Origin of the sequence: Plantibacter sp. MMLR14_011 (genome assembly GCF_001865025.1) — a bacterium.
In the GTDB taxonomy this organism is placed as follows: Bacteria; Actinomycetota; Actinomycetes; order Actinomycetales; family Microbacteriaceae; genus Plantibacter; species Plantibacter flavus_A.
Genome location: NZ_MJGW01000002.1, coordinates 80,130 through 103,130, shown reverse-complemented (window position 1 = coordinate 103,130; position 23,001 = coordinate 80,130). Strand labels below are relative to the sequence as shown.

The window sequence follows — 23,001 nt, the reverse complement described above, 5'->3', positions numbered from 1 at the left end:
GGGACGCTGCGGTCCGGCGGACACCGTCGGGTCAGGCGTCAGCGGCCGGTGTCACCCGTTCGACGAGCAGCGCACTGTGTTTGCCCGCGATCCTCGTGAGGATGATCGTGGCCGAGCCGTCGCCCCTGAGCGCCATGCGCTTCCGGAACGCCGCGGGGTCGACGTCGACGCCGCGCTTCTTGACCTCGAGGACGCCGATCCCGCGATCCCGCATCGTGCGCTTGAGGACCTTCTCGTCCATCGGTAGCCGCTCGAGCACCCGGAAGGTCGTGGCGAACGGCGAGGTCGTCGCCGTGTCGGAGGTCAGGTAGGCGATGCCCTGGCCGAGCATGCCGGCCTCCAAGCGGACGGCGAGGTCGCCGATGAGTCGGGCCCGGATCACCGACCCGTCGGGTTCGTGCACGTAGTCGCCGAGTTCCCTCACGGGGGCGTCATCGGCGTCGGCCTCGGCGTGCAACTCGTGGTGGACGCCGTCCGCAAGGAGGAGCGCGGACCGTCGGATGTCCGGACGGGCCAGCGGGCCGAACCAGAGCGCCATCTCGACGAGCTGTCCGTCGACGGACACCCACTGCGCCTCGGCGTCGTCGGGGATGAGTGAGCGGTCGAATCCGGGCCCGAGCTTGACGCCTGTGGGGAGGCTGGTCGCCGCACCGAAGACCAGGTCGAGGGACGGGGTGTAGTCGGCGGCACTGGACAGCCGCGCGGTGTCGGCGTGTCCTGCGGTGCGCCGCGCGGGATCGAACCAGACCGCGTCGAAGTCATCGAGGGAGACGTCGTCGGCGGCGGCGTTCCGCACGGTCGCCGTGGGGAACGGAGCGAGGTTGTAGCTGGCGATGGCGGCGGTGACCTCGTCGATGTCGACCGCCGTGACCTCCAGGTCGAGCGAGGCCATGGCCATCGAGTCGGCGCCGATGCCGCTGCCGAGGTCGGCGACGCGCGTGAGGCCGGCCCGGGCGAAACGCCCGGCGTGCAATGCGGCGACGGGAAGGCGCGTGGCCTGTTCGAGGCCTGCCTCGGTGAACAGCATGCGGCCGGCGAACGGACCGAACTTGCCGACGGCCTTCTGCCTCAGCCGCGACTGCGTGAGGACCGCCGCGACCAGCTCGGGGGAGTGGCCCTCCTTGCGCAGGCGCCCGACCAGGCGGACGGCCTCGTCCTTCGTCGGGTAGGGCGGCAGGGAGTCGAGGAGCCTGAGGCCGTCGGCCGTGAGGAGTTCGACGAGTTCCGAACGGTCCATGGTCAGTGGGCCTCGGGCGGAGCTGGATGCATCCGGCAACGGTAGCAGCCGCTGATTGGCACTCGCATTGCATGAGTGCCAGAAGATGCCTACACTGGAATCAGCACTCTCGCAGTGTGAGTGCTAACCACGTCTTCGTTTCAAGAAAGAGGTCAACCGTGTCGGTCTCCATCAAGCCGCTCGAGGATCGCATCGTCATCAAGCAGGTCGAGGCAGAGCAGACCACCGCTTCCGGTCTGGTCATCCCCGACACCGCCAAGGAGAAGCCCCAGGAGGGCGAGGTCGTGGCGGTCGGACCCGGTCGCATCGACGACAACGGCAACCGCGTCCCGCTCGACGTCGCCGTCGGCGACAAGGTGATCTACTCCAAGTACGGTGGCACCGAGGTCAAGTACGCCGGTGAGGACTACCTGGTCCTGTCCGCGCGCGACGTCCTCGCAGTCGTCGTCCGCTAGTCACCAGCGCACGGATCCGGCGGCTCAGGCCGCTCAACAGCCCGAATGGCATTCGCCATTCGGGCTGTGTCCGTTTCCGGAGGGTGTCGCGGGGAGTCGCGGGTCTAGCCTGGACCAGTGCAGAACCCCAGCGATCCAGCCGACGTCGACATCCACTCCGTCACCGTTGACGGGGGAGGGGATCGACGTGCGAGTGTGGCCGTGCCCCAGCAGGGGAGCCGGTCCGGACTGCTCTCGGCGGTCGCCGCCTACTGCCTCTGGGGAGCGCTCCCGCTCTACTTCATCGCCCTCGCACCGGCCGGCGCCTTCGAGGTCGTGGCGTGGCGGATCCTCTTCTCCCTCGTCTTCTGCGCCGTCCTCATCCTGGCGACCCGTTCCTGGCGCCGGCTGTTCGGCATCCTCCGCCAGCGCCGCATCGTCCTGACGATGGGCCTCGCCGGAGCGCTCATCTACGTCAACTGGCAGACCTACGTCTACGGCGCGCTCAACGGCCAAGTGGTCGAGGCGTCGCTCGGCTACTTCATCAACCCGATCGTGACCGTCTTCCTCGGCGTCTTCTTCCTCCGCGAGCGGTTGCGTCCAGCCCAGTGGGTCGCGGTGGTCGTGAGTGTGATCGCGGTCCTGGTCCTCGCGATCGGACACGGCAGCGTCCCCTGGATCGCCCTGATCCTGGCCTTCTCATTCGGCCTCTACGGCTACATCAAGAAGCTCGTGGGCGGCTCGGTCGACGCGGTGTCCGGGTTGACGCTCGAGACCGTGTGGCTGATGCCGGTCGCGATCGCCCAGCTCATCGCGGTCGGCGTGACCGGTGGGCTGACCATCGGCACCGCGGGCGTCGGGCACGCCCTGCTCCTCGTCGGCGCCGGCGTCATCACCGCCGTCCCGCTCCTGCTGTTCGCGGCGGCGGCCCGCCGCCTCCCGCTCACCTGGATGGGTTTCATCCAGTACTTCGCACCGATCATCCAATTCGTCGTCGGTGTCGCGGTCCTGCACGAGGCGATGCCGCCGGAGCGCTGGTTGGGCTTCGGTCTCGTGTGGCTGGCGCTCGCGATCCTCACCGTCGACATGCTCGTCGCCTCCACCCGGGGTCGTCGGGTCGTCGGGGCCGAACGACGCCGCTCGACGAGGGTCTGAACAGCGGATTCCAGCGCTGATCGCGCGACCACTGCAGGAAAAGCGCGAAACAGCCCCTCCTGAGGTAACGATTTGGTCGTGTTACACGCTTGTAACGTCAACGACATTGTCCAGCGCACGTGCAGCGGATAACTTGACTCAACGGCAGCCCCTGGAGCTGCCACTCTTCTGACAAGCAAGGAGTACCATGAGCGTCTTTTCGAAGGCCACGGCCGCTCGCTCCCGCCCACGTTCCATCGTTCTCGGTGGTATCGCACTGATCGGAGCCAGCGCGCTGGTCCTGAGCGGTTGCGCCTCGAGTGGTAGCGGCGACAGCGGCAGCAGCAGCAAGCCTGCTGGCGACCTGACCCTGAAGCTCGGCACGGCGTTGCCGCAGACCGGTAACCTCGCGTTCCTCGGCCCGCCCGAGGAGGCCGGTGTCGGTCTCGCGGTCAAGGAGGTCAACGACGCCGACCTCGGCATCAAGATCGACCTGACGCTCGGCGACTCGGGTGACTCCGACAACAAGGCGTACGCGACCGAGGTCCCCCGTCTGCTCTCAGAGGGCGTCACCGCCATCATCGGTGCAGCGTCCTCGGGTGTGTCGAAGCTCTTCATCGACGAAGTCACCGGCGCAGGCGTCATCCAGTTCTCCCCGGCGAACACCTCCGCGGACTTCACCACGTGGGACGACAACGGTCTCTACTGGCGGACGGCGCCGTCCGACGTGCTGCAGGGCGAGGTCCTCGGGAACCTGATCGCGGAGGACGGCAACGCCACCCTCGGCATCATCTACCTGAACGACTCGTACGGCACCGGCCTCGCGAAGTTCACCAAGGAGGCGTTCGAGAGCGCCGGCGGTGAAGTGGTCGCCGAGCAGTCCTACAACACGGGTGACACCTCGTTCGACGCGCAGATCAGCGCGGTCAAGGCGGAGAACCCCGACGCGATCGCGATCATCGCGTTCGAGGAGACCAAGACGATCGTCCCCGGTCTCGCCGGCTTCCCGTCGGACAAGCTCTACTTCGTCGACGGCAACCTCGCCGACTACAGCGCGGACTTCGCTCCGGGCACGCTGACGGGCGCCAAGGGCACGCTGCCCGGTCTCGACACCGCGAAGCTCGGTGACTTCACCGACCGCCTCCAGTCGTTCGTGAAGGACGAGGGTGGCGAGCCGCTGAAGGACTACAGCTACGCGGCTGAATCCTACGACGCCGTCATCCTGCTCGCCCTCGCGGCGCTGCAGGCCGGCTCGACCGAGGGCGCCGACATGGCGGCCGAGCTCCAGTCCGTGTCCGGTGGCAAGGACAAGGGCGAGAAGGTGACCACCTTCGAAGAGGGTGCGAAGGCCATCGCCGACGGCAAGAAGATCGACTACGACGGCAACTCCGGTCCGATCACGTTCGACGAGAACGGCGACCCGACCGAGGCGACCATCGGTATCTACCAGTACGGTGACGACAACAAGTACACCCGCACCAACTAGTCGCCCACGCGACTGACGAGGCCCCGGAGCGATCCGGGGCCTCCGTCGTGTCCGGCAGCTGTAACTGCCGCCCTCGCGTGTGCTGTGCCGTGTGTGGTGGCGCCAGCGCGGTGCGCTGACGCGAGCGCGGGTCCAGCGCGTGAGCGCGGGTCTCCGGAGACCCGCGCTCACGCGTCTGCGACGCGCTCACGCCGATTCCGAGCCCATGCGGCACAGCGGGGCGCGCTCACGCCGGCGCACCGCGCTGACAGCGACCAGTCGGACGCCCGGGTCAACGGAACGCGCGTTGCAGCCCTGCGCGCTCGAGCTTCGCGGCGAGCCGACTCGGATGGACGAGGTCCTCCCAGGTCGCGCGGACGACGGTGTAGCCGAGCGCGCGCAGACGGTCCTCCCGATGCTTCTCCGCCAGGACGATGTCGGCCACGTCCCGTCCCTGCGTGAACTCCTCCCGCACATACTTCTGTCGGCCGTCGAGTTCGAGGATGATGCGCTCGTCCGGCCAGACCGCATCGACCACGCCGACCGGTCCGTCTGCGTCGGAGAAGGCCTGCTGCAGCACCGGCAGGGCGAAACCGAGCCGCGCGATCACGACCCGCATCTTCGATTCACCACCGTTCGCGGCGAGCGGGTCCGCGAACTCGATCGCAAAGCGCACCTGGCGTCCTCCCCGTCGGCCCGGCAGGTCTCGTGCGAGCGAGCGGAGCGCCGTCTCGTCGGTGAGCTTGAGCCGGAGGGCAGCGTCGGCGACGGCGACGGCGTCCTCGAGGCGGGCGATCCGGGCGAGATCGACGACGGTCCGAGCCGGGTCCGTGACCGCGAGCCCGTACCGCATCCGTCGGGTGACGGAGCCCTGCGTGGTGTGACGGATGATGCCGGGGGCCGAACGCCCTCCGCGATCACCGCTCGTCAGCGTGTGCACCTCGGGAGGCCACGGACCCACGATCGGGAGTCCCCACAACCGCGCCGCCGAGTAGTGGCTGAACAATGCGTCCTTGCGGAGCGCAACGGCCGCCGCATCGATCCGGACCCGGTAGCGGTCATCGGGGGACAGGGAACTCCATATCGGTTCAGGGACGTAGATGCCCTTCCGCAGACGCACCAGGTCGCCGTCGCGGTGGGCGGCGCTCACCAGGCGCTCGGCACCGACCCGGCGCGCGTCGCGAACGAGCAGGAGTCCGTTCGGGCGGAGGAGCAGGTTGAGATCGAAGGATTCCATCGCCTCACCGTGCCCGTTCGACGCCGCCGGTAGCTCGTGTCGTGGAAGCGATGTGGAGAACTGCTCCCATCCAGCCTCCGGTGGAGCGAGGGTGGAGTGGCACCCAGCGCGGTGCGCTGACGCCAGCGCGGGTGGTCGGCCTCAGCGCGGGTCGCTGTGCTGCGGGGGCTGGGACTCGGCGTGAGCGCGGGTCCAGCGCGTGAGCGCGTGCCTCCGGAGACCCGCGCTCACGCGCCAGAACCGCGCTCGCGTCAGCGCACCGCGCTGGCGAAAGGGGGAGGGAGAATGCACAACTCCTCCGTCCCCGTCTCAGGAGGCCGTCTTGGTACGACGGTGCCCCTCGGGGGAGGGAGGAGTTGTGGTTCGTTCACCGGTCGGGATCCGGTGGCTTCTGGCCCGTCGCTCGGCACGCGGCCGGGACAAGCATGTTCGAGGGTACCGAAGTACCCGCCGACCCGCGAGTGGGGATCGCCCTGATCAGTCCTCGTCCTGGCCGAGCGTGCCCAGGTAGAGGCCGATCACCTTGTCATCCGAGAGGAGCTCGCGGCCCGTCCCGGTGTAGGCGTCACGACCCTGGTCGAGCACGTACCCGCGGTCGCAGATCTGCAGACAACGGCGTGCGTTCTGCTCCACCATGATCGTGGTGACGCCGGCCTTGTTGATGTCCGAGACGCGGATGAACGCGTCGTCCTGTCGGACCGGCGACAACCCCGCAGACGGCTCGTCGAGGAGCAGCACGTGCGGATCCATCATGAGGGCCCGTGACATCGCGACCATCTGGCGCTCACCACCCGACAGCGAACCGGCGCGCTGCTTGAGCCGCTTCCCGAGTTCGCTGAAGATCCCGGTGACGAACTCGAGGCGCTCGTTGTACTGCTTCGGCTTCTGGAACAGCCCCATCTTGAGGTTGTCCTCGATGGTGAGGCTCGGGAACACGTTGTTCGTCTGTGGCACGAACCCGACGCCGCGCGCCACGAGCTTGTTCGCCCGCAGCCCCGTGATGTCCTCGCCGTTCAGCAGCACCTGTCCGCTGCGCACCTTCACCTGTCCGAAGATCGCCTTCAACAGCGTCGACTTCCCCGCACCGTTCGGTCCGATGATGCCGATGAGCTCGCCCTTCCGGGCGGTCAGGTTGGCGCTGTTCAGGATGTTCACGCCGGGGAGGTACCCGGCGGTCAGATCGGTGACCTCCACGACCATCTCGGCGGTCTTGACCGCGGTGCCGCCGACCGGCGCACCCTTCACGTCGCTCATTTCCGCTCCTCCTCGGGCTCGGCACCAGCCGCGAGCCGTTCGTCCTCGATCTCGGCGAGCAGCTCCTCGGCCGCAGCGCTGTCCTCTCCGGCGATCCTGCCGGTCACGACCCCGAGGTCGACGTCCTGGTGGCTCCCGAGGTAGGCGTCGATGACGGCGGGGTCCTCCATGACGGTGTCGGGCGGACCCTCGGCGACGACACGGCCTTCGGCCATGACGACCACCCAGTCGGCGATGTGCCGGACCATCTGCATGTCGTGCTCGACGAACAGCACGGTCATGCCCTCGTCCTTCAACGCCAGGATGTGGTCGAGCAGGGACTGCGTGAGCGCCGGGTTGACGCCGGCCATCGGCTCGTCGAGCATGACGAGCTTCGGATCGCTCATGAGCGCCCGCGCCATCTCGAGGAGCTTCCGCTGCCCACCGGACAGGCTGGCCGCGTAGTCGTCGCGCTTCGTGTCGAGCTTGAAGCGACGCAGGAGGTCCATCGCCTTGACCTCGAGGTCCTCCTCCTGCTTCCGCCAGAGCGGCTTCACCAGGCTGGAGAAGATGCCCTCGCCGGTCTGGCCGGTCGCGCCGAGCTTCATGTTCTCGAGCACCGTGAGCAGGCCGAGCGCCTTCGTCAACTGGAAGGTCCGGACCTGACCCATGCGGGCGACCTTGAACGCCGGGACGCCCCCGAGGCTCTTGCCGTCGAAGTTCCACGTCCCGGTGTTCGGCTTGTCGAAGCCGGTCAGCAGGTTGAACAGCGTCGTCTTACCGGCGCCGTTCGGGCCGATGAGGGCGGTGATCGCGTTGCGGGGCACCTCCAGGTGCTCCACGTTCACCGCCTGCAGGCCGCCGAACGTCCGGGTGACCTGGTCCGCGATGAGGATCGGGTCGACCTTCTTGACGCCCGGGACGATCTCGCCGACGTGGAGGCCGGTGGTCTTGACCGGTCGCGAGGTGGGTGAGCTGTTACTTGACAAAGGTCAGCTCCTTCTTGTTTCCGAGGATGCCTTGCGGCCTGAAGATGACGATCAGCATGAGCGCGACACCGACCAGCACGTAGCGGAGCGTCGACGCCTGCGTCGAGCTCATGAACGGCAGGACGTCCGCCTTCACGAGCGCCGGGAGGACGTTCGAGAGGAACGCCATGATCACCCAGAAGATCACCGAGCCGAGCAACGGCCCGAAGACCGTCGCGGCCCCTCCGAGGAGGAGGATCGTCCAGATGAAGAACGTGAGACTCGTGACGTACACGCTGGGCACGACCGCGGAGGGGAGCGCCAGCACCACCCCACCGAGCGCTCCGAACACGCCACCGACGACGAGCGCCTGCATCTTGTAGGCGAACACGTTCTTGCCGAGGGCGCGCACGGCGTCCTCGTCCTCGCGGATGCCCTTCAGCACGCGGCCCCAGGGGCTGCGCATGAGGAGGAACACGAGGAGTGCGGCGACGGCGAGCAGCAGGATGCCGAAGATCCGGACCCACCACTGGTTCGCGTTGAGTTCCCAGGGCCCGAAGCCGTACGTGCCCGGCGGGATCGGGTTCGCGGCCCGGAAGCCCTCGTGGTAGTTGCCGAGTCCGTCGGCCGAGTTCGTGAACTCGTCGAAGACCTGCGTGGTGAAGAGGAGTCGGACGATCTCGGCCGCCGCGATGGTGACGATGGCCAGATAGTCGGCCCGCAGTCGCAGGGTCGGGATGCCGAGGATGAAGGCGAAGACCACCGAGGCCAGACAGCCGACGATGATGCCCGCCCACCACGGGAGGTTGAAGCTCAGGATCGAGATGGCGTAGCCGTAGGCGCCGAGCGCCATGAACCCCGCCATACCGAAGTTCAACAGACCGCCGTAGCCGAAGTGCACGGCCAAGCCGAGTGCTGCGAGCGCGTACGCGATCGTCTCCGGGCTGATGACCCAAGCGAGCGTGTTCGAGAGAATGCTTCCCCAGTCCATGCGCGTGCCCCTAACCGATTCTCTCGCGACGTCCGAGGATGCCCTGCGGTCTCACGAGGAGCACCGCGATGAGCACCACGAGGGCGCCGACGTACTTGATGTCAGACGGGATCCAGAGCGTCGAGACCTCGACGAGGATGCCGATGATGAGGGCGCCGACCATGGCGCCGAAGGCGGTTCCGAGCCCGCCGAGGGTGATGGCCGCGAAGATGAGCAGGAGCAGCTGCGCTCCCATGTCCCACTTGATGCCCGGTCGGAAGTACGCCCACAGGATGCCGGAGAGACCCGCGAGGGTCGCTGCGAGGATCCAGACGATGCGGACCACGCGGTCGACGTCGATGCCGCTGGCCGCGGCGAGGCTCGGGTTGTCCGAGATGGCTCGTGTCGCCTTGCCGGTCTTCGTCTTGATGAGCCACCAGGCCACGCCGAGGAGCACCACGACGCTGACCGCCATGCTGATCATGTCGGTGACGCTGAGTGAGACCGTGCCGAACAGCTTGATGTTCTCCTCTCCGGAACCGGGCAGCTGGAACGTCCCGCCGCCGATGAAGTAGAGGAACACGTAGCGGAGCGCCAGCGACAGGCCGATCGAGACGATCATGACCTGCACGATGCCGACGCCCTTGCGTCTCAAGGGTCTCCAGATGCCCGCGTCGAGCGCGAAGCCGAACGCGGCGCTCAGGGCGAGGGCGATGATGATGGCCAGCCAGATCGGCCATTGCAGGAACACCCCGAACACGAGCGCCATGATCGCGCCGAAGGTCACCATCTCCGCGTGGGCGAAGTTGCTGAGTCCGGTGGTGCCGAACACGAGGGAGGCTCCGATGGCGGCGAGGGCCAGCATGAGGCCGAAGTTCAGGCCGTTGACGAGTCGTTCGGCGAGTTGGTCCCAGAAGCTGACGGTGACGCGGACGCCCTCGCCGAGGAAGAAGTTCACGGACTTCGATTGGGTGAGACCGAACTCGGCCTCGATGGTCGAGCCGCCCTCGGCGACGATGACGCCCTTCGGGAGGGTCTCCTCGTCGAGCGTTACCTTGTACGTACCTTTCTCGGGGACGCCGATCTTCCACTTGCCGTCGGCGTCGGTGTCGACATCGGCCTTGTAGCCGTTGCCGTCGACCGTGATGTTCACGCCTTCGAGTGGTTTGTCGTCGTACTTGACGTTCCCAGCGAAGTAGAAGTCGTACTCCTCGCCCACCTCGTCAGCATGAGCCGGGACGGCGCTCATGACGGACGTGAGGGTGATGGCCCCGAACATCAGGGCGATGAGGAGCACGAATCTCCGTGCCAGTCTCGGGTTTCGGGTCGTTCCAGCGAACTTCACTGCACCTCCAGTGCCGGGCCACTTCCGTGGACCGTTCTCCTGCGTCGGACAACGCTGTTCGACGATAGAACCTGATTATTGCCTACATGTTTCGCCCATGCGTATTTCTCCGCATCGATTTGTCGGGATCGTGGAATAGGGGTAGGCCCTGCTCGGTTACGATGGTGATACCGGCAGGTCTGCGTTTCTCCGGTGTGTTTGTGGCTATGAGAGGGATAAATGGACCAGCCTGATCCGTTCGGATTCGTAGGACTCACGTATGACGATGTGCTGCTGCTGCCCGGGCACACCGACGTCATCCCGAGCGAGGCGGAGACCTCGTCCCGCCTGACGAAGCGGATCACCGTGAACACGCCGCTGCTGTCGAGCGCGATGGACACCGTGACCGAGGCCCGCATGGCGATCGCGATGGCTCGCGAGGGCGGCATCGGCATCCTGCACCGCAACCTGTCGATCACCGACCAGGCCGAACAGGTCGACCGCGTGAAGCGGAGCGAGTCGGGCATGATCACGAACCCGATCACCACCACGGCCGACGCCACCGTCGCCGAGGTCGACGAGCTGTGCGGCCAGTTCCGCATCTCGGGCCTCCCGGTCGTCGACGACAAGGGTGTGCTCGTCGGCATCATCACGAACCGCGACATGCGCTTCGTGTCTCCGTTCGAGAAGGCCACGACCCGCGTCAGCGAGGTCATGACGAGCACCGGTCTCGTGACCGCTCCCGTCGGCACCGACCGCAACGCGGTGATGGCGCTCCTCGCACAGCACCGCATCGAGAAGCTGCCCCTCATCGACGAGGCGGGCAAGCTCAAGGGCCTCATCACCGTCAAGGACTTCGACAAGAGCGAGAAGTACCCGCTGGCCACGAAGGACGACACCGGTCGTCTGCGGGTCGGTGCGGCCATCGGCTTCTTCGGCGATGCCTGGTCCCGTGCGGGCCAGCTGCTCGACGCCGGTGTCGACGTCATCGTGGTCGACACGGCCAACGGTGAGAGTGCTGGCGTGCTCGACATCATCCGCAAGCTCAAGGCCGACCCGGCGTTCGCCGGTGTCGACGTCATCGGCGGCAACGTCGCGACCCGCTCCGGCGCGCAGGCGCTCATCGAGGCCGGCGCGGACGCGATCAAGGTCGGCGTCGGTCCGGGTTCCATCTGCACCACGCGCGTCGTCGCGGGTGTCGGTGTCCCGCAGGTCACCGCGGTCTACGAGGCGTCGCTCGCGGCGCGCGAGGCGAACGTCCCGGTCATCGCCGATGGCGGTCTGCAGTACTCGGGCGACATCGCGAAGGCACTCGTCGCTGGTGCGGACACCGTGATGCTCGGCTCGCTCCTCGCCGGCACCGACGAGAGCCCCGGCGACCTCGTGTTCGTGGGTGGCAAGCAGTTCAAGAACTACCGCGGCATGGGATCGCTCGGAGCCATGCAGACGCGTGGCGAGAAGACCTCGTACTCGAAGGACCGCTACTTCCAGGCCGACGTCCCGAGCGACGACAAGCTGATCCCCGAGGGCATCGAGGGCCAGGTGCCCTACCGTGGCCCGGTATCGGCCGTCGCGTACCAGCTCATCGGCGGGCTGCGTCAGTCCATGTTCTACGTCGGCGCGCGCAACATCGGCGAGCTGAAGGCCAAGGGCAAGTTCGTCCGCATCACCTCGGCGGGCCTCAAGGAGTCGCACCCGCACGACGTGCAGATCGTCGTCGAGGCGCCCAACTACCGCAAGTAGGCACCCGCACGAACGCCGACGGTCCGGCAGGCTTCCGCCTGCCGGACCGTCGGCGTAGGTGTGGTCAGCGCATCCGACGTTTGTTCAGAGCGGTTAGCGTCGCCCACATGACCAGGGCGAAGCCTCCGATCCACAGGGCGTATAGCAGGTAGCCATCGAGGCCGAATCCCAAACGGACCGCCGTCGTGCCACAGATGACGATCCCGACAATGGTGCTGGCGAGGACTGATTGGCGGACGCGTAGAGGTCGCTTAGGAGGAACGTTGTGGGTCTCAGGGCTCATACGTAGACGCAGCGGCCTTGGTTGCCGCCGATGTAGATCTTCATCTCTCGTCCTCCTTGGCAGATGCCGTTCGTCGCGAGAGCGGTGGATGCGACTAAGAGGATGGCTCCGAAGACGACGCACAGCGCGGCACCGACCCCTGGGAGGAGGCACAACGCTCCTTGAAGGGCCATCGCGCCTCCACCGATGATGAGGCCTTGGTCGAAGGCATTGAACAGGACATAGATTCCGCCGGAGTCCTGCCCTCCGCCGAGACGCGTGTCGGAAGGGCCTTGTCCCACCGAGAAGCTGAACCCGTTCTCGAATACGAATGTCTCGATCGTGTCCTCACCTACCTGCTGTGTGGTGAACGGGACTTGTGCTGCCTTCAACTCCTCGACGGCCAGTCGAAGCTGTTCGGGAGTGATCTCGGGCTGAGCTGCTGTGCTCAGGGGCGTCGCGGTAACAGGTGGAGGAGCAGCGTTGGCTGTTGCCGGCGCAGCGAGAGCGATGACGACCGCCAGGATTGTTCCGAGACTGAAGGCCCGTGAAGTGGTGAGCACGACTTGGTATCCCTTCTCTGATTGGTGCGCCGCGGTGCGAACCTGGTCGTTAATATAGATATTTCTGAATCAAACGTCCAGAGTTTTGACGGGATCCGGTGTTCGTCCACCAGGCGACCGGTAGGCTGGTGCGGTGAGCATGGATATTGAGATCGGCCGGTCAAAGCGCGCACGGCGCGCCTACGCGTTCGACGACATCGCCGTCGTCCCGTCGCGGCGGACCCGCGACCCACAGGACGTCTCGGTGTCCTGGTCGATCGACGCCTACCAGTTCGAGATCCCGGTGCTCGCGGCACCGATGGACTCCGTCGTCTCGCCGACGACCGCGATCATGATGGGCCAGCTCGGCGGCGTCGGCGTCCTCGACCTCGAGGGCCTCTGGACGCGGTACGAAGACCCCGAGCCGCTGCTCGCCGAGATCCGGTCGTTGCCGGTCGGCCGCGCGACCGCGCGCATGCAGGAGATCTACTCGGAGCCCATCAAGCCCGAACTCGTCACGGCCCGGCTCGCCGAGATCCGCGCGGCCGGAGTCACCGTCGCCGCAGCCCTCTCGCCGCAGCGCACGCAGGAGCTCTACGAGACCGTCGTCGCCGCAGGTGTCGACCTCTTCGTCATCCGCGGCACCACCGTGTCGGCGGAGCACGTCTCCAAGAACCAGGAGCCGCTCAACCTCAAGAAGTTCATCTACGAACTCGACGTCCCCGTGATCGTCGGTGGCGCGGCCACGTACACCGCAGCCCTGCACCTCATGCGGACCGGTGCGGCCGGTGTCCTCGTCGGCTTCGGTGGCGGCGCCGCCTCCACCACGCGGGCCTCGCTCGGCATCCATGCCCCGATGGCGACCGCCGTGGCGGACGTCGCCGGTGCGCGTCGCGACTACCTCGACGAGTCCGGCGGCCGCTACGTGCACGTCATCGCCGACGGCGGTCTCGGGACCTCGGGCGACATCGTCAAGGCCGTCGCGATGGGGGCCGACGCCGTCATGCTCGGCACCGCACTCGCCCGCGCAACGGACGCACCCGGCGGTGGCTGGCACTGGGGTGCCGAGGCGCACCACCTGCACCTGCCGCGCGGACGCCGTGTCGAGGTGGGGACCGTCGCGACGCTCGAGGAGATCCTCTACGGCCCGTCGCCGAAGTCTGACGGCACGGCCAACCTCATCGGCGCGCTCCGTCGCTCGATGGCCACCACCGGCTACTCCGACCTCAAGGAGTTCCAGCGGGTCGAGGTCGTCGTCGCGCCGTACCAGGGCGCCTAGCCCTGCCGGAAGCGAGCCGCTTCCGCAAGCGGTTGTCGGGTCGCATCGCGCCGACTAGCCTCTGAGGCAGAGCCTCGTGGACGAGCACCTGCCTCCGGCAGGATCATCGCGAGGGCGGTTCCAGCGAGCGGAGTTCGACGATGGCCACCACCCACAACAACGTGTCACGTTCCACCAAGCTGGGGATGGAGGAGCGCGACGCCGCGATCGAAGCGTTGAGGTCGAAAGAGCTCGACATCCTCGTCGTCGGTGGTGGCATCGTGGGCACCGGTGCAGCGCTCGACGCCGTCACGCGCGGTCTCAGCACCGGTCTGCTCGAGGCGCGCGACTGGGCGAGCGGCACCTCGAGCCGGTCCTCGAAGCTCGTGCACGGCGGTATCCGGTATCTCGAACAACTCGACTTCCGACTCGTCCGAGAAGCGCTCATCGAGCGCGGGTTGCTGCTGCAGCGCATCGCGCCGCACCTCGTGAAGCCGGTCCGGTTCCTGTACCCGCTCAACAAGCCGGTCTTCGAGCGCCTCTACATCGGTGCCGGCATGCTGCTCTACGACCTCTTCAGCTGGACCGGCGGCCGTCCGCCCGGCGTCCCGCACCACCGGCACCTGTCCAAGCGTCAGGTCCTGACCTCGATCCCGAGTCTCAAGTCGGACGCGTTCGTGGGCGGACTCACCTACTACGACGCCCAGGTCGACGACGCCCGGTACGTCTCATCCCTCGCGCGGACGGCGTCGGCCTACGGCGCGCACGTCGCGAGCCGCGTGCGGGTCGAGGGCTTCATCAAAGTCGGTCAGCGCGTCGTGGGCGTCAAGGCGCACGACCTGCAGACCGACGAGCGCTTCGAGATCCGCGCCAAGCAGGTCGTCAACGCGACCGGCGTGTGGACCGACGACACGCAGTCGATGGTGGGGGAGCGGGGCCAGTTCAAAGTCCGCGCGTCGAAGGGTATCCACCTCGTCGTGCCGCGCGACCGATTCCAATCGAACATGGGGCTCCTGCTGCGCACGGAGAAGAGCGTCCTCTTCGTCATCCCGTGGGGCCGACACTGGCTCATCGGCACGACCGACACGGACTGGCACCTCGACAAGGCGCATCCGGCGGCGACGGCGGCGGACATCGACTACCTGCTCGAGCACGTCAACAAGATCCTCGCCGTCCCGCTCACCCGTGAGGACGTCGAGGGCGTCTACGCCGGCCTCCGTCCGCTGCTGGCCGGCGAGTCGGAGCAGACGTCGAAGTTGTCACGCGAGCACCTGGTCGCGCACTCCGTCCCCGGACTGGTGGTCATCGCCGGTGGCAAGTGGACCACGTACCGGGTCATGGCGAAGGACGCGATCGACGCCGCGGTGGACGCCCTCGACGGCAAGATCCCGGCGAGCGCGACGGAGAACATCGCCCTCCTCGGAGCCGAGGGGTATCAGGCGGCCTGGAACAAGCGGGGCAAGATCGCGCGGGCCTTCGGGGTGCACACGGCGCGTATCGAGCACCTGCTGAACCGCTACGGCGTCCTGACGGATGAGCTGCTCGACCTCATCAAGGACGACCCGACGCTCGCCGAAGCACTGCCGGGAGCGGACGACTACATCGGGGCGGAGATCGTCTACGCGGCCTCCCACGAGGGCGCCCTCCATCTCGACGACGTCCTCGCCCGTCGGACGCGGATCTCCATCGAGGCCTGGGACCGCGGTGTCTCGGCGGCCCCGGTCGCGGCGAAGCTCATGGGTGGGGTCCTCGGGTGGGACGAGGAGCGCATCGAAAAGGAGGTCTCCTACTACCTGAAGCGCGTCGCCGCGGAGCGGGCGTCGCAGGAGCAGCCGAACGACGAAGCGGCGGACCGCGTGCGCCTGGAGGCACCGGACATCGTCCCGGGGGCCTGAACCTGCGGTGATCGCCCGCAGCGGAACGGCTGCGGGCGCCTCGGGCGGGCGGGCCAGGTGTGGCGGATAGACTAGGAGGACTGCCACAACAAGCCTGAGGAGTACAGCCATGGTGGATGTTCGGCGGGTCAAACTTCCCGGGGTCGGTGTGCTCCACACCTTCGTCACGGACGACGGCGGCAAGGTCGGCGTCATCGCCCACCGGTCCGGCCACAGCGACCTCATCACCTTCGCCGACCACGAAGACGGTGCCGATGCCGGCAAGGTGTCGCTCCGGCTCAACGAGGACGAGGCGCACACGCTGGCCGAACTCCTCGGTGGCACACAGATCACCGAGTCGCTCAGCGCGCTCGACCAGATCCCCGGCCTCAGCATCGACTGGTTCACCGTCGACTACGAAGACCACATCGCCGGGCAGCCGCTCGGGAACCCCGCCGAGAAAGGCATGGTCGGGCTGACCGTCGTCGCCGTCGTGCGTGGCGACTCCGCCAACCCGGCCCCGGCAGCGGACTTCCGGGTCTTCCCGGGAGACACCCTCGTCGTCGCGGGCAGTCCCGAGAAGGTCGCCAAGGCCTTCGCCTACTTCCGTTCGGGCGCCGTCAAGAAGGTCGCCGTCGACGCTCCGCCCGGAGGGTAGGCATGCTGCACGCCGCGACCGAAAACCCCCACCTCGGCCAGGATCTGCTCATCCTCGGCGTCCTGTTCGTCATCGCCTACATCCTCGGCCGTCTCGGCAAGCTGATCGGCCTCCCGTCGATCCCCGTCTACATGCTCGTCGGCCTGCTCGCGAGTCCGTACACGGGCTGGTTCCCGCTCGACTTCGCCAGCGCGCAGATCGAACTCATCGCCGTCTTCGGCCTCGTGCTCCTGCTGTTCAACCTCGGTCTGGAGTTCGATCAGGACGAGTTCTTCGGCAACGCCGGGAAGCTCATCGTGTCCGGTGGCTCCTACATCCTCGTCAACATGGCCGCTGGGCTGGTGTTCGGGTTCCTGGTCGGGTGGGGCACGCGAGAGGCGCTCATCATCGCCGGCATCACGGCGACGAGCTCGAGCGCGATCGTCACGAAGCTCCTCATCGAGCTCAAACGGCTGACGAACGACGAGACGCCGATGATCCTGGGCGTCACCGTGGTGGAGGACATCTTCATCGCCATCTACCTGGCCATCGTCGGTGTCGTCCTGAGCGGCGAGACCGAGGTGTGGCCGGTCATCGGCAAGCTCGCGATCGCCTTCACGTTCATCCTCGTGATGTTCGCGATCGCGCGCTTCGGCGGCCGATTCGTGTCGCGCTTGTTCCGCACGAAGGACGACGAGCTCTTCACGATCCTGTTCTTCGGCCTCGCGGTCGCGTTCGGCGGTATCGGCGAGCTCCTCGGGGTCACCGACGCGATCGGCGCCTTCCTCATCGGGCTGGTCCTCGGGGCCACCCGGTTCCGCAACAAGATCGAGCAGATCGCGATCCCGCTCCGCGACGTGTTCGGTGCGTTCTTCTTCTTGAACTTCGGCCTCGCGCTCGACGCGACGAAGTTCGGCAGCGTCCTCGTCCCGGTCCTCCTCGCTGTCCTCATGACGGTGGTCCTCAACGTCCTGGCCGGTCAGTTCGTCGCCTGGCTCAACGGACTCGGGCCGCAAGCGGGGATCAACGCCGCGGTCATCCTGCAGAATCGCGGCGAATTCGCCCTCATCCTCGCGACGCTCTCGCTGAGCGCAGGGCTCAACCCGCTCATCCAACCGTTCGCCGGGCTCTACGTGCTCATCATGGCTGTGATGGGCCCGATCGTCGCCGGCCGGTCCGAGCAGATCGGCGCCGTCATCCTGCGTCCGCGTCGCCGGAAGGCGCGCCGAGTGGAGCAGGTGGACACGTCGGCGGAGGAGGCCATCGCGCTCGTCGAGGGTGTGGGCGACGACCAGGGCACGACGGACGTCGACACCGATCAGGCGGCCATCGACCGACTCGTCGAACAGGCGATGAACGACCAGGAACCACCAGCACGAAAGCGAGAGCCCGATTACTAGCACCGCCCCGTCGGCACCAGGCCCCGACAACCACGGACAGGTCCGTCCGACGCTCCGCTCCGTCATGCTGCGTCCCCGGTGGATCGGCGTCCTCGTCCTCTGCCTCGCCGTCGCGGGCGCGTTCGCCGCGCTCGGGCAGTGGCAGCTCGCACGCGCCATCGAATCCGGGCAGGTGGTGCCGACCGAGACCGAATCGGTCCGGCCACTCGCGGACGTCCTCGAACCGGGCGTCGGCATCCGAGAGGCGGACGCCGGACAACGGGTGAGCGTCTCGGGCACCTGGGTGCCGGAGGACTACCTCGTGGTGGGCAACCGGGTGAACGACGGCACGCTCGGGTACTGGGTGACGGGCCACCTCGCGACCGACCGCTCGGATCAGGCCGGTCTCGCCGTCGCGCTCGGGTGGACGAAGGATCGCGAGACCGCCGACCGTGTCGCGGAGGCATTGAACGCGGACGCCCCCACCGGTGCCGTGGAGCTCGAAGGGCGTCTGAACCCGCCGGAGGGCCCGGAGGAACCGGCAGCGGACGCCGCACCGACCGACCTCGACAACATGTCGGTCGCCGCGCTGCTGAACCGCTGGAACGACGCCGACGGCCTGCGGGTGTTCAGTGCGTTCGTCGTGGACGACGTGGCCGTCGACGGACTCGAGCCCATCTCGTCACCCGCGCCCAGCCAGGAGATCCAGCTCAACTGGTTGAACATCTTCTACGCGGCCGAGTGGGTCGTCTTCGCGTGCTTCGCCGTGTTCCTGTGGTTCCGGCTCGCCAAGGACGCCTGGGAGCGCGAGATCGAGGAGCTCGAGGACGCCGAGGAGGAGGCCGCAGCGCTCCGTCCGTGATGTCCGGTCGCTTGGCGGCCGCGGGTAGGATGGGGGCATGCCCCTCCAGCCGAAACCGTCGACGTTTCCCGCGATCCGAGGCGCGCTGAAGTTCTACCAGGTGGCCGCCCCCATCACCGGTGTGCTGCTCCTGTCGCTCTGCGCCGAGATGCTCATGAAGTACGCGTTCGGCCTCGAGCTCGAACTCGGCGGTGCTTACGGCTTCCTCGCCTTCGTGCCCTCCGGCACCGCCACCGCGGTCAACCTGAGCACGGGCATCCTCATCATCCACGGCTGGTTCTACGTCGTGTACCTGTTCGCCGCGTTCCGGCTCTGGAGCCTCATGCGGTGGAACGTCCTGCGTCTGCTCTGGCTCGCGCTCGGCGGCATCATCCCGTTCCTGTCCTTCTTCTTCGAGAGCCGCATCCCGCGGGAAGTGAAGGGCTACCTCTCCGGCCGCGAAGCAGCAGCGGCCGCCGAACCCGTGGAGTCCATGCAGTGAGTGAAACCGCCCCCGCCGCCGCAGCGGAGCAGACCGCCGCCCGACCGGTCCTCGTCGTCGACTTCGGTGCGCAGTACGCGCAGCTGATCGCGCGTCGCGTCCGCGAAGCCGGCGTGTACTCCGAGATCGTGCCGCACACCGTGTCCGCCGCCGAGGTCGCCGCCAAGAACCCCGTCGGGATCGTCCTGTCCGGCGGCCCGTCCAGCGTGTACGAGCCGGGCGCTCCGTCGCTCGACGAGGGCATCCTCGAGCTCGGCGTCCCGACCTTCGGCATCTGCTACGGCTTCCAGGTCATGGCCAAGCAGCTCGGCGGAGAGGTCGCGCACACCGGTCTCCGGGAGTACGGCGCCACCGACGCGACCAGCGTCGTCGACGTCCCGGGCACCCTCCTGCACGGCGTCCCGACCGAGCAGAACGTCTGGATGAGCCACGGCGACTCCGTTTCCAAGGCCCCCGAGGGCTTCGAGGTCCTCGCCTCGACCGCCTCGACTCCGGTCGCCGCCTTCGCGAACGCGGAACGCGGCCTCTACGGCGTCCAGTGGCACCCCGAGGTCAAGCACTCCGCTTACGGCCAGCAGGTGCTCGAGAACTTCCTCCACCGGGCGGCGGGCATCCCGGCCGACTGGAACAGCGGCAACGTCATCGCCGAACAGGTCGACCGCATCCGCTCCCAGGTGGGCGACGCCAAGGTCATCTGCGGGCTCTCCGGCGGTGTCGACTCGGCCGTCGCCGCGGCGCTCGTGCACAAGGCCGTCGGCGACCAGCTCGTCTGCATCTTCGTCGACCACGGCCTGCTCCGGAAGGACGAGCGGCGCCAGGTCGAGGAGGACTTCGTCGCCTCGACCGGCGTCCGGCTGGTCACGGTCGACGCGCGCGAGCAGTTCCTGACGGCGCTCGCTGGCGTCAGCGACCCGGAGCAGAAGCGCAAGATCATCGGCCGCGAATTCATCCGGTCCTTCGAACAGGCCGAGATCGACCTCGTCAAGGAGGCCCAGAGCGAAGGCGAGCCCATCCGCTTCCTCGTCCAGGGCACGCTGTACCCCGACGTCGTCGAGTCCGGAGGCGGATCCGGCACGGCCAACATCAAGAGCCACCACAACGTCGGCGGCCTGCCGGAAGACCTCCAGTTCGAACTCGTCGAGCCCCTGCGCACCCTGTTCAAGGACGAGGTCCGGGCGATCGGCCGCGAGCTGGGCCTCCCGGAGGAGATCGTCGGCCGTCAGCCGTTCCCCGGTCCCGGACTCGGTATCCGCATCGTCGGTGAGGTCACGGCCGAGCGTCTCGACCTCCTCCGCGACGCCGACGCGATCGTCCGCGAGGAGTTGACCGCGGCCGGGCTCGACCAGGAGATCTGGCAGTGCCCCGTGGTCCTGCTGGCGGACGTCCGTTCCGTGGGCGTGCAGGGCGACGGCCGCACCTACGGTCACCCGATCGTGCTGCGACCGGTGTCGTCTGAAGACGCCATGACCGCCGACTGGACCCGCCTGCCGTACGACGTCCTCGCGCGCATCAGCAACCGCATCACCAACGAGGTGAAGGACGTCAACCGCGTCGTGCTCGACGTCACGTCGAAGCCGCCGGGGACCATCGAGTGGGAGTGATCACTCCCTGAAGCATCGGAAGGCCGTCCCGTTCGCGGGGCGGCCTTCCGTCGTCCGCGCCCTTCGACAGGCTCAGGGACCGGGTGGGTGGCTCAGGGACCGGGGATGTTGCCCGGTGCGAAGGGTTCGGTCCCTGAGCCTGTCGAAGGGCAGTAGCGCGACCGGCCGGTTCCTCGGACGACGAAGGCCCGCCCCGCGAACGGGACGGGCCTTGCCGTGCGTGCGCTGCTAGTTGCGGGAGATGGCCAGCAGACGCAGGATCTCGACGTAGATCCAGATGACCGTGACCATGATGCCGAAGGCGCCGGTCCAGCCGTACTTGGCGGGTGCGCGGTTCTGCACGCCGCGCTGGATGAAGTCGAAGTCGAGCACCAGCGAGTACGCACCCATCAGTACCGCGAAGATGCCGATGACGATTCCGAGCGGGATGCCGAAGATCGTCGCGCCGTAGAGGCCGAACGGGTTGTTCAGGACGCCCGTGAACATGAGCACGAGGTTGAGGAGCTGGAAGACGCCGTAACCGATGATGGCGACGAGGAAGACCTTCGTCAGCTTCTTGGAGGCGCGGACCTTGCCGCTCGCGAAGAGCGCGAGGGTCACGCCGACGACGGCGAGGGTCGCGAGGACCGCCTGGACGACGACGCCCGACCAGGCCGGGTTCGCCTCGAAGACGCGCGAGATGCCGCCGACGAAGAGCCCCTGGAAGACGGCGTACCCGAGGATGAGCGCCGGGACCGGCTCCTTCTTGAAGGAGTTGACGAGCCCGAGACCGAGACCACCGATCATGCCGATGATCATGGGGAGGGCGTAGCCGCTGCCTGCCTGCAGGAGGGAGGTCGTCCACATCCAGGAGACGACGGCGAACACGACGAGGACGGCGAACGAACCGAGCGTCTTGACGAGCGTGTTCTCGATCGTCATGCGGTCGGCGGTGCCGACGCCCGCCGGTGCGGTGGGCTGCTCGTACATCTTGCGGAGCTGTTCGGCGGTCAGCGAGGGGTTCGCTGCTTGAGCTGCCTGCAGCGTCCCGCCTCCCTGCTTCGCGAATGCCGGGTTCTTCGAGAACGCGGGATTGTCGAGGGCCATGGCTGATTCCTACTCTCAGTCGTGGAGGCTGTGTCGCGCCAAGCGGCGCTGCTGACACCCAGAGTATCCGAGTTCCCTTTGAATCAGCCGGGTCGCGCGTGGAAAACCCCGAACGGGCGCCGATGTTCGCGGCGGGCTGACAGCCGGCACCCTGCGCGCACGCTGGAGCGTCGTCCTAGGCTGATGGCGTGCGCATCGACTCCCTGCCCAACCCGCTCGTCATCGGACACCGCGGGGCTCCCGGTTACCGCCCCGAGCACACCGAGTCCTCCTACCGCTTGGCCGTCGCGCTGGGTGCGGACGCCGTCGAGCCCGATCTCGTCGCGTCGAAGGACGGCGTCCTCGTGGTCCGACACGAGAACGAGATCTCCGGGACGACCGACGTCGCCGCCCGGGCGGAGTTCGCCGACCGGCGGACGACGAAGCGCGTCGACGGCCACGAGCTGACCGGATGGTTCACTGAGGACTTCACCTGGGCCGAGCTGTCGACCCTGACCGCGCGTGAGCGGATACCCGAGGTGCGGACGGTGAGTGCGGGATTCGACGGCACCGAGGGCATCCTGCGGTTCGCCGACCTCGTCGAGGTCGTACGCAGCGCGGCCGCAGCGCACCGACGACCCGTCGGTGTCGTGGCCGAGGTGAAGCACGCCGACTACTTCGCTTCGATCGGACTCCCACTCGATCGACTCCTGGCCGAGGAGCTCGCCGCTCTGGGGTTCGGCACCGATCCCGATGCCGAACCGCTCATCATCGAGTCGTTCGAGCAGTCGGTCCTCACGGCGTTGCAGGCCCGTCGGGTGCAGGCGGAGTTCGTTTACCTCGTCGAGCGGTCCGGCAGGCCGAGCGACCTCGTCGCCCGGCTGGGGGATTCGGCCCCGTCCTACGCCGACGCGATGACCGACGCCGGACTCGCGGCGCTCGCCCTCGAGGTCGACGCCATCAGTGTGGACAAGGCGATGCTCATCGACCTCGACGACGACGGCGCCCACCCGACGGACCTCGTGGAGCGCGCCCACGCGGTGGGCCTGCGCGTCTACACCTGGACCCTCCGCCCCGAGAACCGGTACCTCGCGCCGCCCTTCCGGGACGGGGCCGATCCGGCGGCGGTCGGCCGCTGGCTCGAGGAGTTCGTCCTGGTGCTCTCCTCGGGGGTCGACGGCTGCTTCGTCGACCAGGCCGACCTCGGTGTCGCCGCCCGGTCCGCGGCCGGCGAGCGGGCGGAACACCGCGACGGCGGTGCTCGGCCGAGCGATGTCGGAGGCAGCGCCTAGACT

Annotated in this window: 20 protein-coding genes; 12 read left to right on the top strand and 8 right to left on the bottom strand. The window is 67.7% G+C overall.

The window, feature by feature from the left end; translation table 11 throughout:
- Positions 1–31 precede the first annotated feature (31 nt).
- Complete coding sequence (locus BIU99_RS03305) at positions 32–1,237, bottom strand: class I SAM-dependent methyltransferase (protein WP_071259485.1); 1,206 nt, start codon at positions 1,235–1,237, stop codon at positions 32–34.
- 158 nt (positions 1,238–1,395) lie between these two features.
- Here BIU99_RS03305 and groES point away from each other — a divergent pair, with 158 nt between their 5' ends.
- The 3 genes from groES (at position 1,396) to BIU99_RS03290 (ending at position 4,291) form a co-directional block, all read left to right on the top strand.
- Positions 1,396–1,692 carry a co-chaperone GroES gene (gene groES, locus BIU99_RS03300; protein WP_056008047.1) on the top strand — a complete coding sequence of 99 codons (297 nt, stop codon included), beginning with the start codon at positions 1,396–1,398 and terminating at the stop codon, positions 1,690–1,692.
- A 195-nt stretch (positions 1,693–1,887) separates the two neighbouring features.
- The gene (gene rarD / locus BIU99_RS03295) at positions 1,888–2,826 is read left to right on the top strand and encodes an EamA family transporter RarD (RefSeq protein ID WP_082916238.1); all 939 of its coding nucleotides are present in this window, start codon (positions 1,888–1,890) and stop codon (positions 2,824–2,826) included.
- A 187-nt stretch (positions 2,827–3,013) separates the two neighbouring features.
- On the top strand, positions 3,014–4,291 hold the full coding sequence (locus tag BIU99_RS03290; RefSeq protein WP_064296671.1) for an ABC transporter substrate-binding protein: 1,278 nt from the start codon (positions 3,014–3,016) through the stop codon (positions 4,289–4,291).
- A gap of 271 nt (positions 4,292–4,562) precedes the next feature.
- On the opposite strand, the gene BIU99_RS03285 is transcribed toward BIU99_RS03290, so the two are convergent.
- The 5 genes from BIU99_RS03285 to BIU99_RS03265 all read right to left on the bottom strand — a co-directional run bounded on the left by BIU99_RS03285 (position 4,563) and on the right by BIU99_RS03265 (position 9,957).
- A complete protein-coding gene (locus BIU99_RS03285; RefSeq protein ID WP_071259482.1) occupies positions 4,563–5,507 on the bottom strand; it encodes a hypothetical protein in 945 nt (314 codons plus the stop codon).
- A gap of 477 nt (positions 5,508–5,984) precedes the next feature.
- Complete coding sequence (locus BIU99_RS03280) at positions 5,985–6,761, bottom strand: ABC transporter ATP-binding protein (RefSeq protein WP_064296669.1); 777 nt, start codon at positions 6,759–6,761, stop codon at positions 5,985–5,987.
- The gene (locus tag BIU99_RS03275; protein ID WP_064296668.1) at positions 6,758–7,729 is read right to left on the bottom strand and encodes an ABC transporter ATP-binding protein; all 972 of its coding nucleotides are present in this window, start codon (positions 7,727–7,729) and stop codon (positions 6,758–6,760) included. The genes BIU99_RS03280 and BIU99_RS03275 overlap by 4 nt, the downstream gene beginning before the upstream one ends.
- Positions 7,719–8,699, bottom strand: a complete 981-nt coding sequence (locus BIU99_RS03270; protein WP_064296667.1) for a branched-chain amino acid ABC transporter permease — start codon at positions 8,697–8,699, stop codon at positions 7,719–7,721. The genes BIU99_RS03275 and BIU99_RS03270 overlap by 11 nt, the downstream gene beginning before the upstream one ends.
- A gap of 10 nt (positions 8,700–8,709) precedes the next feature.
- Positions 8,710–9,957 carry a branched-chain amino acid ABC transporter permease gene (locus BIU99_RS03265; protein WP_071259812.1) on the bottom strand — a complete coding sequence of 416 codons (1,248 nt, stop codon included), beginning with the start codon at positions 9,955–9,957 and terminating at the stop codon, positions 8,710–8,712.
- Positions 9,958–10,242: 285 nt separating this feature from the next.
- Here BIU99_RS03265 and guaB point away from each other — a divergent pair, with 285 nt between their 5' ends.
- Positions 10,243–11,745 carry an IMP dehydrogenase gene (gene guaB, locus BIU99_RS03260; protein WP_071259480.1) on the top strand — a complete coding sequence of 501 codons (1,503 nt, stop codon included), beginning with the start codon at positions 10,243–10,245 and terminating at the stop codon, positions 11,743–11,745.
- A 279-nt stretch (positions 11,746–12,024) separates the two neighbouring features.
- On the opposite strand, the gene BIU99_RS03255 is transcribed toward guaB, so the two are convergent.
- Positions 12,025–12,570, bottom strand: a complete 546-nt coding sequence (locus BIU99_RS03255; RefSeq protein WP_139205332.1) for a hypothetical protein — start codon at positions 12,568–12,570, stop codon at positions 12,025–12,027.
- A 139-nt stretch (positions 12,571–12,709) separates the two neighbouring features.
- On the opposite strand from BIU99_RS03255, the gene BIU99_RS03250 reads away from it, so the two are divergent.
- From BIU99_RS03250 to guaA, 7 genes are all read left to right on the top strand, one after another.
- Entirely contained in the window at positions 12,710–13,828 is a 1,119-nt protein-coding gene (locus BIU99_RS03250) for a GuaB3 family IMP dehydrogenase-related protein (RefSeq protein WP_064296664.1), read from the top strand.
- A gap of 140 nt (positions 13,829–13,968) precedes the next feature.
- Positions 13,969–15,702 carry a glycerol-3-phosphate dehydrogenase/oxidase gene (locus tag BIU99_RS03245; RefSeq protein ID WP_071259476.1) on the top strand — a complete coding sequence of 578 codons (1,734 nt, stop codon included), beginning with the start codon at positions 13,969–13,971 and terminating at the stop codon, positions 15,700–15,702.
- A gap of 109 nt (positions 15,703–15,811) precedes the next feature.
- Positions 15,812–16,339, top strand: coding sequence for a cation:proton antiporter regulatory subunit (locus tag BIU99_RS03240; protein ID WP_056008027.1), 528 nt, complete (start codon positions 15,812–15,814; stop codon positions 16,337–16,339).
- A gap of 2 nt (positions 16,340–16,341) precedes the next feature.
- Positions 16,342–17,718: a cation:proton antiporter gene (locus BIU99_RS03235; protein WP_064296662.1), complete on the top strand. Its 1,377-nt coding sequence runs from the start codon at positions 16,342–16,344 to the stop codon at positions 17,716–17,718.
- Between the two features lie 64 nt (positions 17,719–17,782).
- A complete protein-coding gene (locus BIU99_RS03230) occupies positions 17,783–18,559 on the top strand; it encodes an SURF1 family protein (RefSeq protein WP_083397176.1) in 777 nt (258 codons plus the stop codon).
- A 37-nt stretch (positions 18,560–18,596) separates the two neighbouring features.
- The gene (locus BIU99_RS03225) at positions 18,597–19,040 is read left to right on the top strand and encodes a DUF3817 domain-containing protein (RefSeq protein ID WP_056778703.1); all 444 of its coding nucleotides are present in this window, start codon (positions 18,597–18,599) and stop codon (positions 19,038–19,040) included.
- Positions 19,037–20,641 (top strand): glutamine-hydrolyzing GMP synthase, encoded by a 1,605-nt coding sequence (guaA, locus tag BIU99_RS03220; protein WP_064296660.1) that lies wholly within the window; start codon positions 19,037–19,039, stop codon positions 20,639–20,641. Before BIU99_RS03225 ends, guaA begins: the two co-directional genes overlap by 4 nt.
- 228 nt (positions 20,642–20,869) lie before the next feature.
- On the opposite strand, the gene BIU99_RS03215 is transcribed toward guaA, so the two are convergent.
- Positions 20,870–21,727 carry a Bax inhibitor-1/YccA family protein gene (locus BIU99_RS03215; RefSeq protein ID WP_071259472.1) on the bottom strand — a complete coding sequence of 286 codons (858 nt, stop codon included), beginning with the start codon at positions 21,725–21,727 and terminating at the stop codon, positions 20,870–20,872.
- Between the two features lie 194 nt (positions 21,728–21,921).
- On the opposite strand from BIU99_RS03215, the gene BIU99_RS03210 reads away from it, so the two are divergent.
- Positions 21,922–22,998, top strand: coding sequence for a glycerophosphodiester phosphodiesterase family protein (locus BIU99_RS03210; protein WP_139205343.1), 1,077 nt, complete (start codon positions 21,922–21,924; stop codon positions 22,996–22,998).
- Positions 22,999–23,001: the final 3 nt, after the last annotated feature.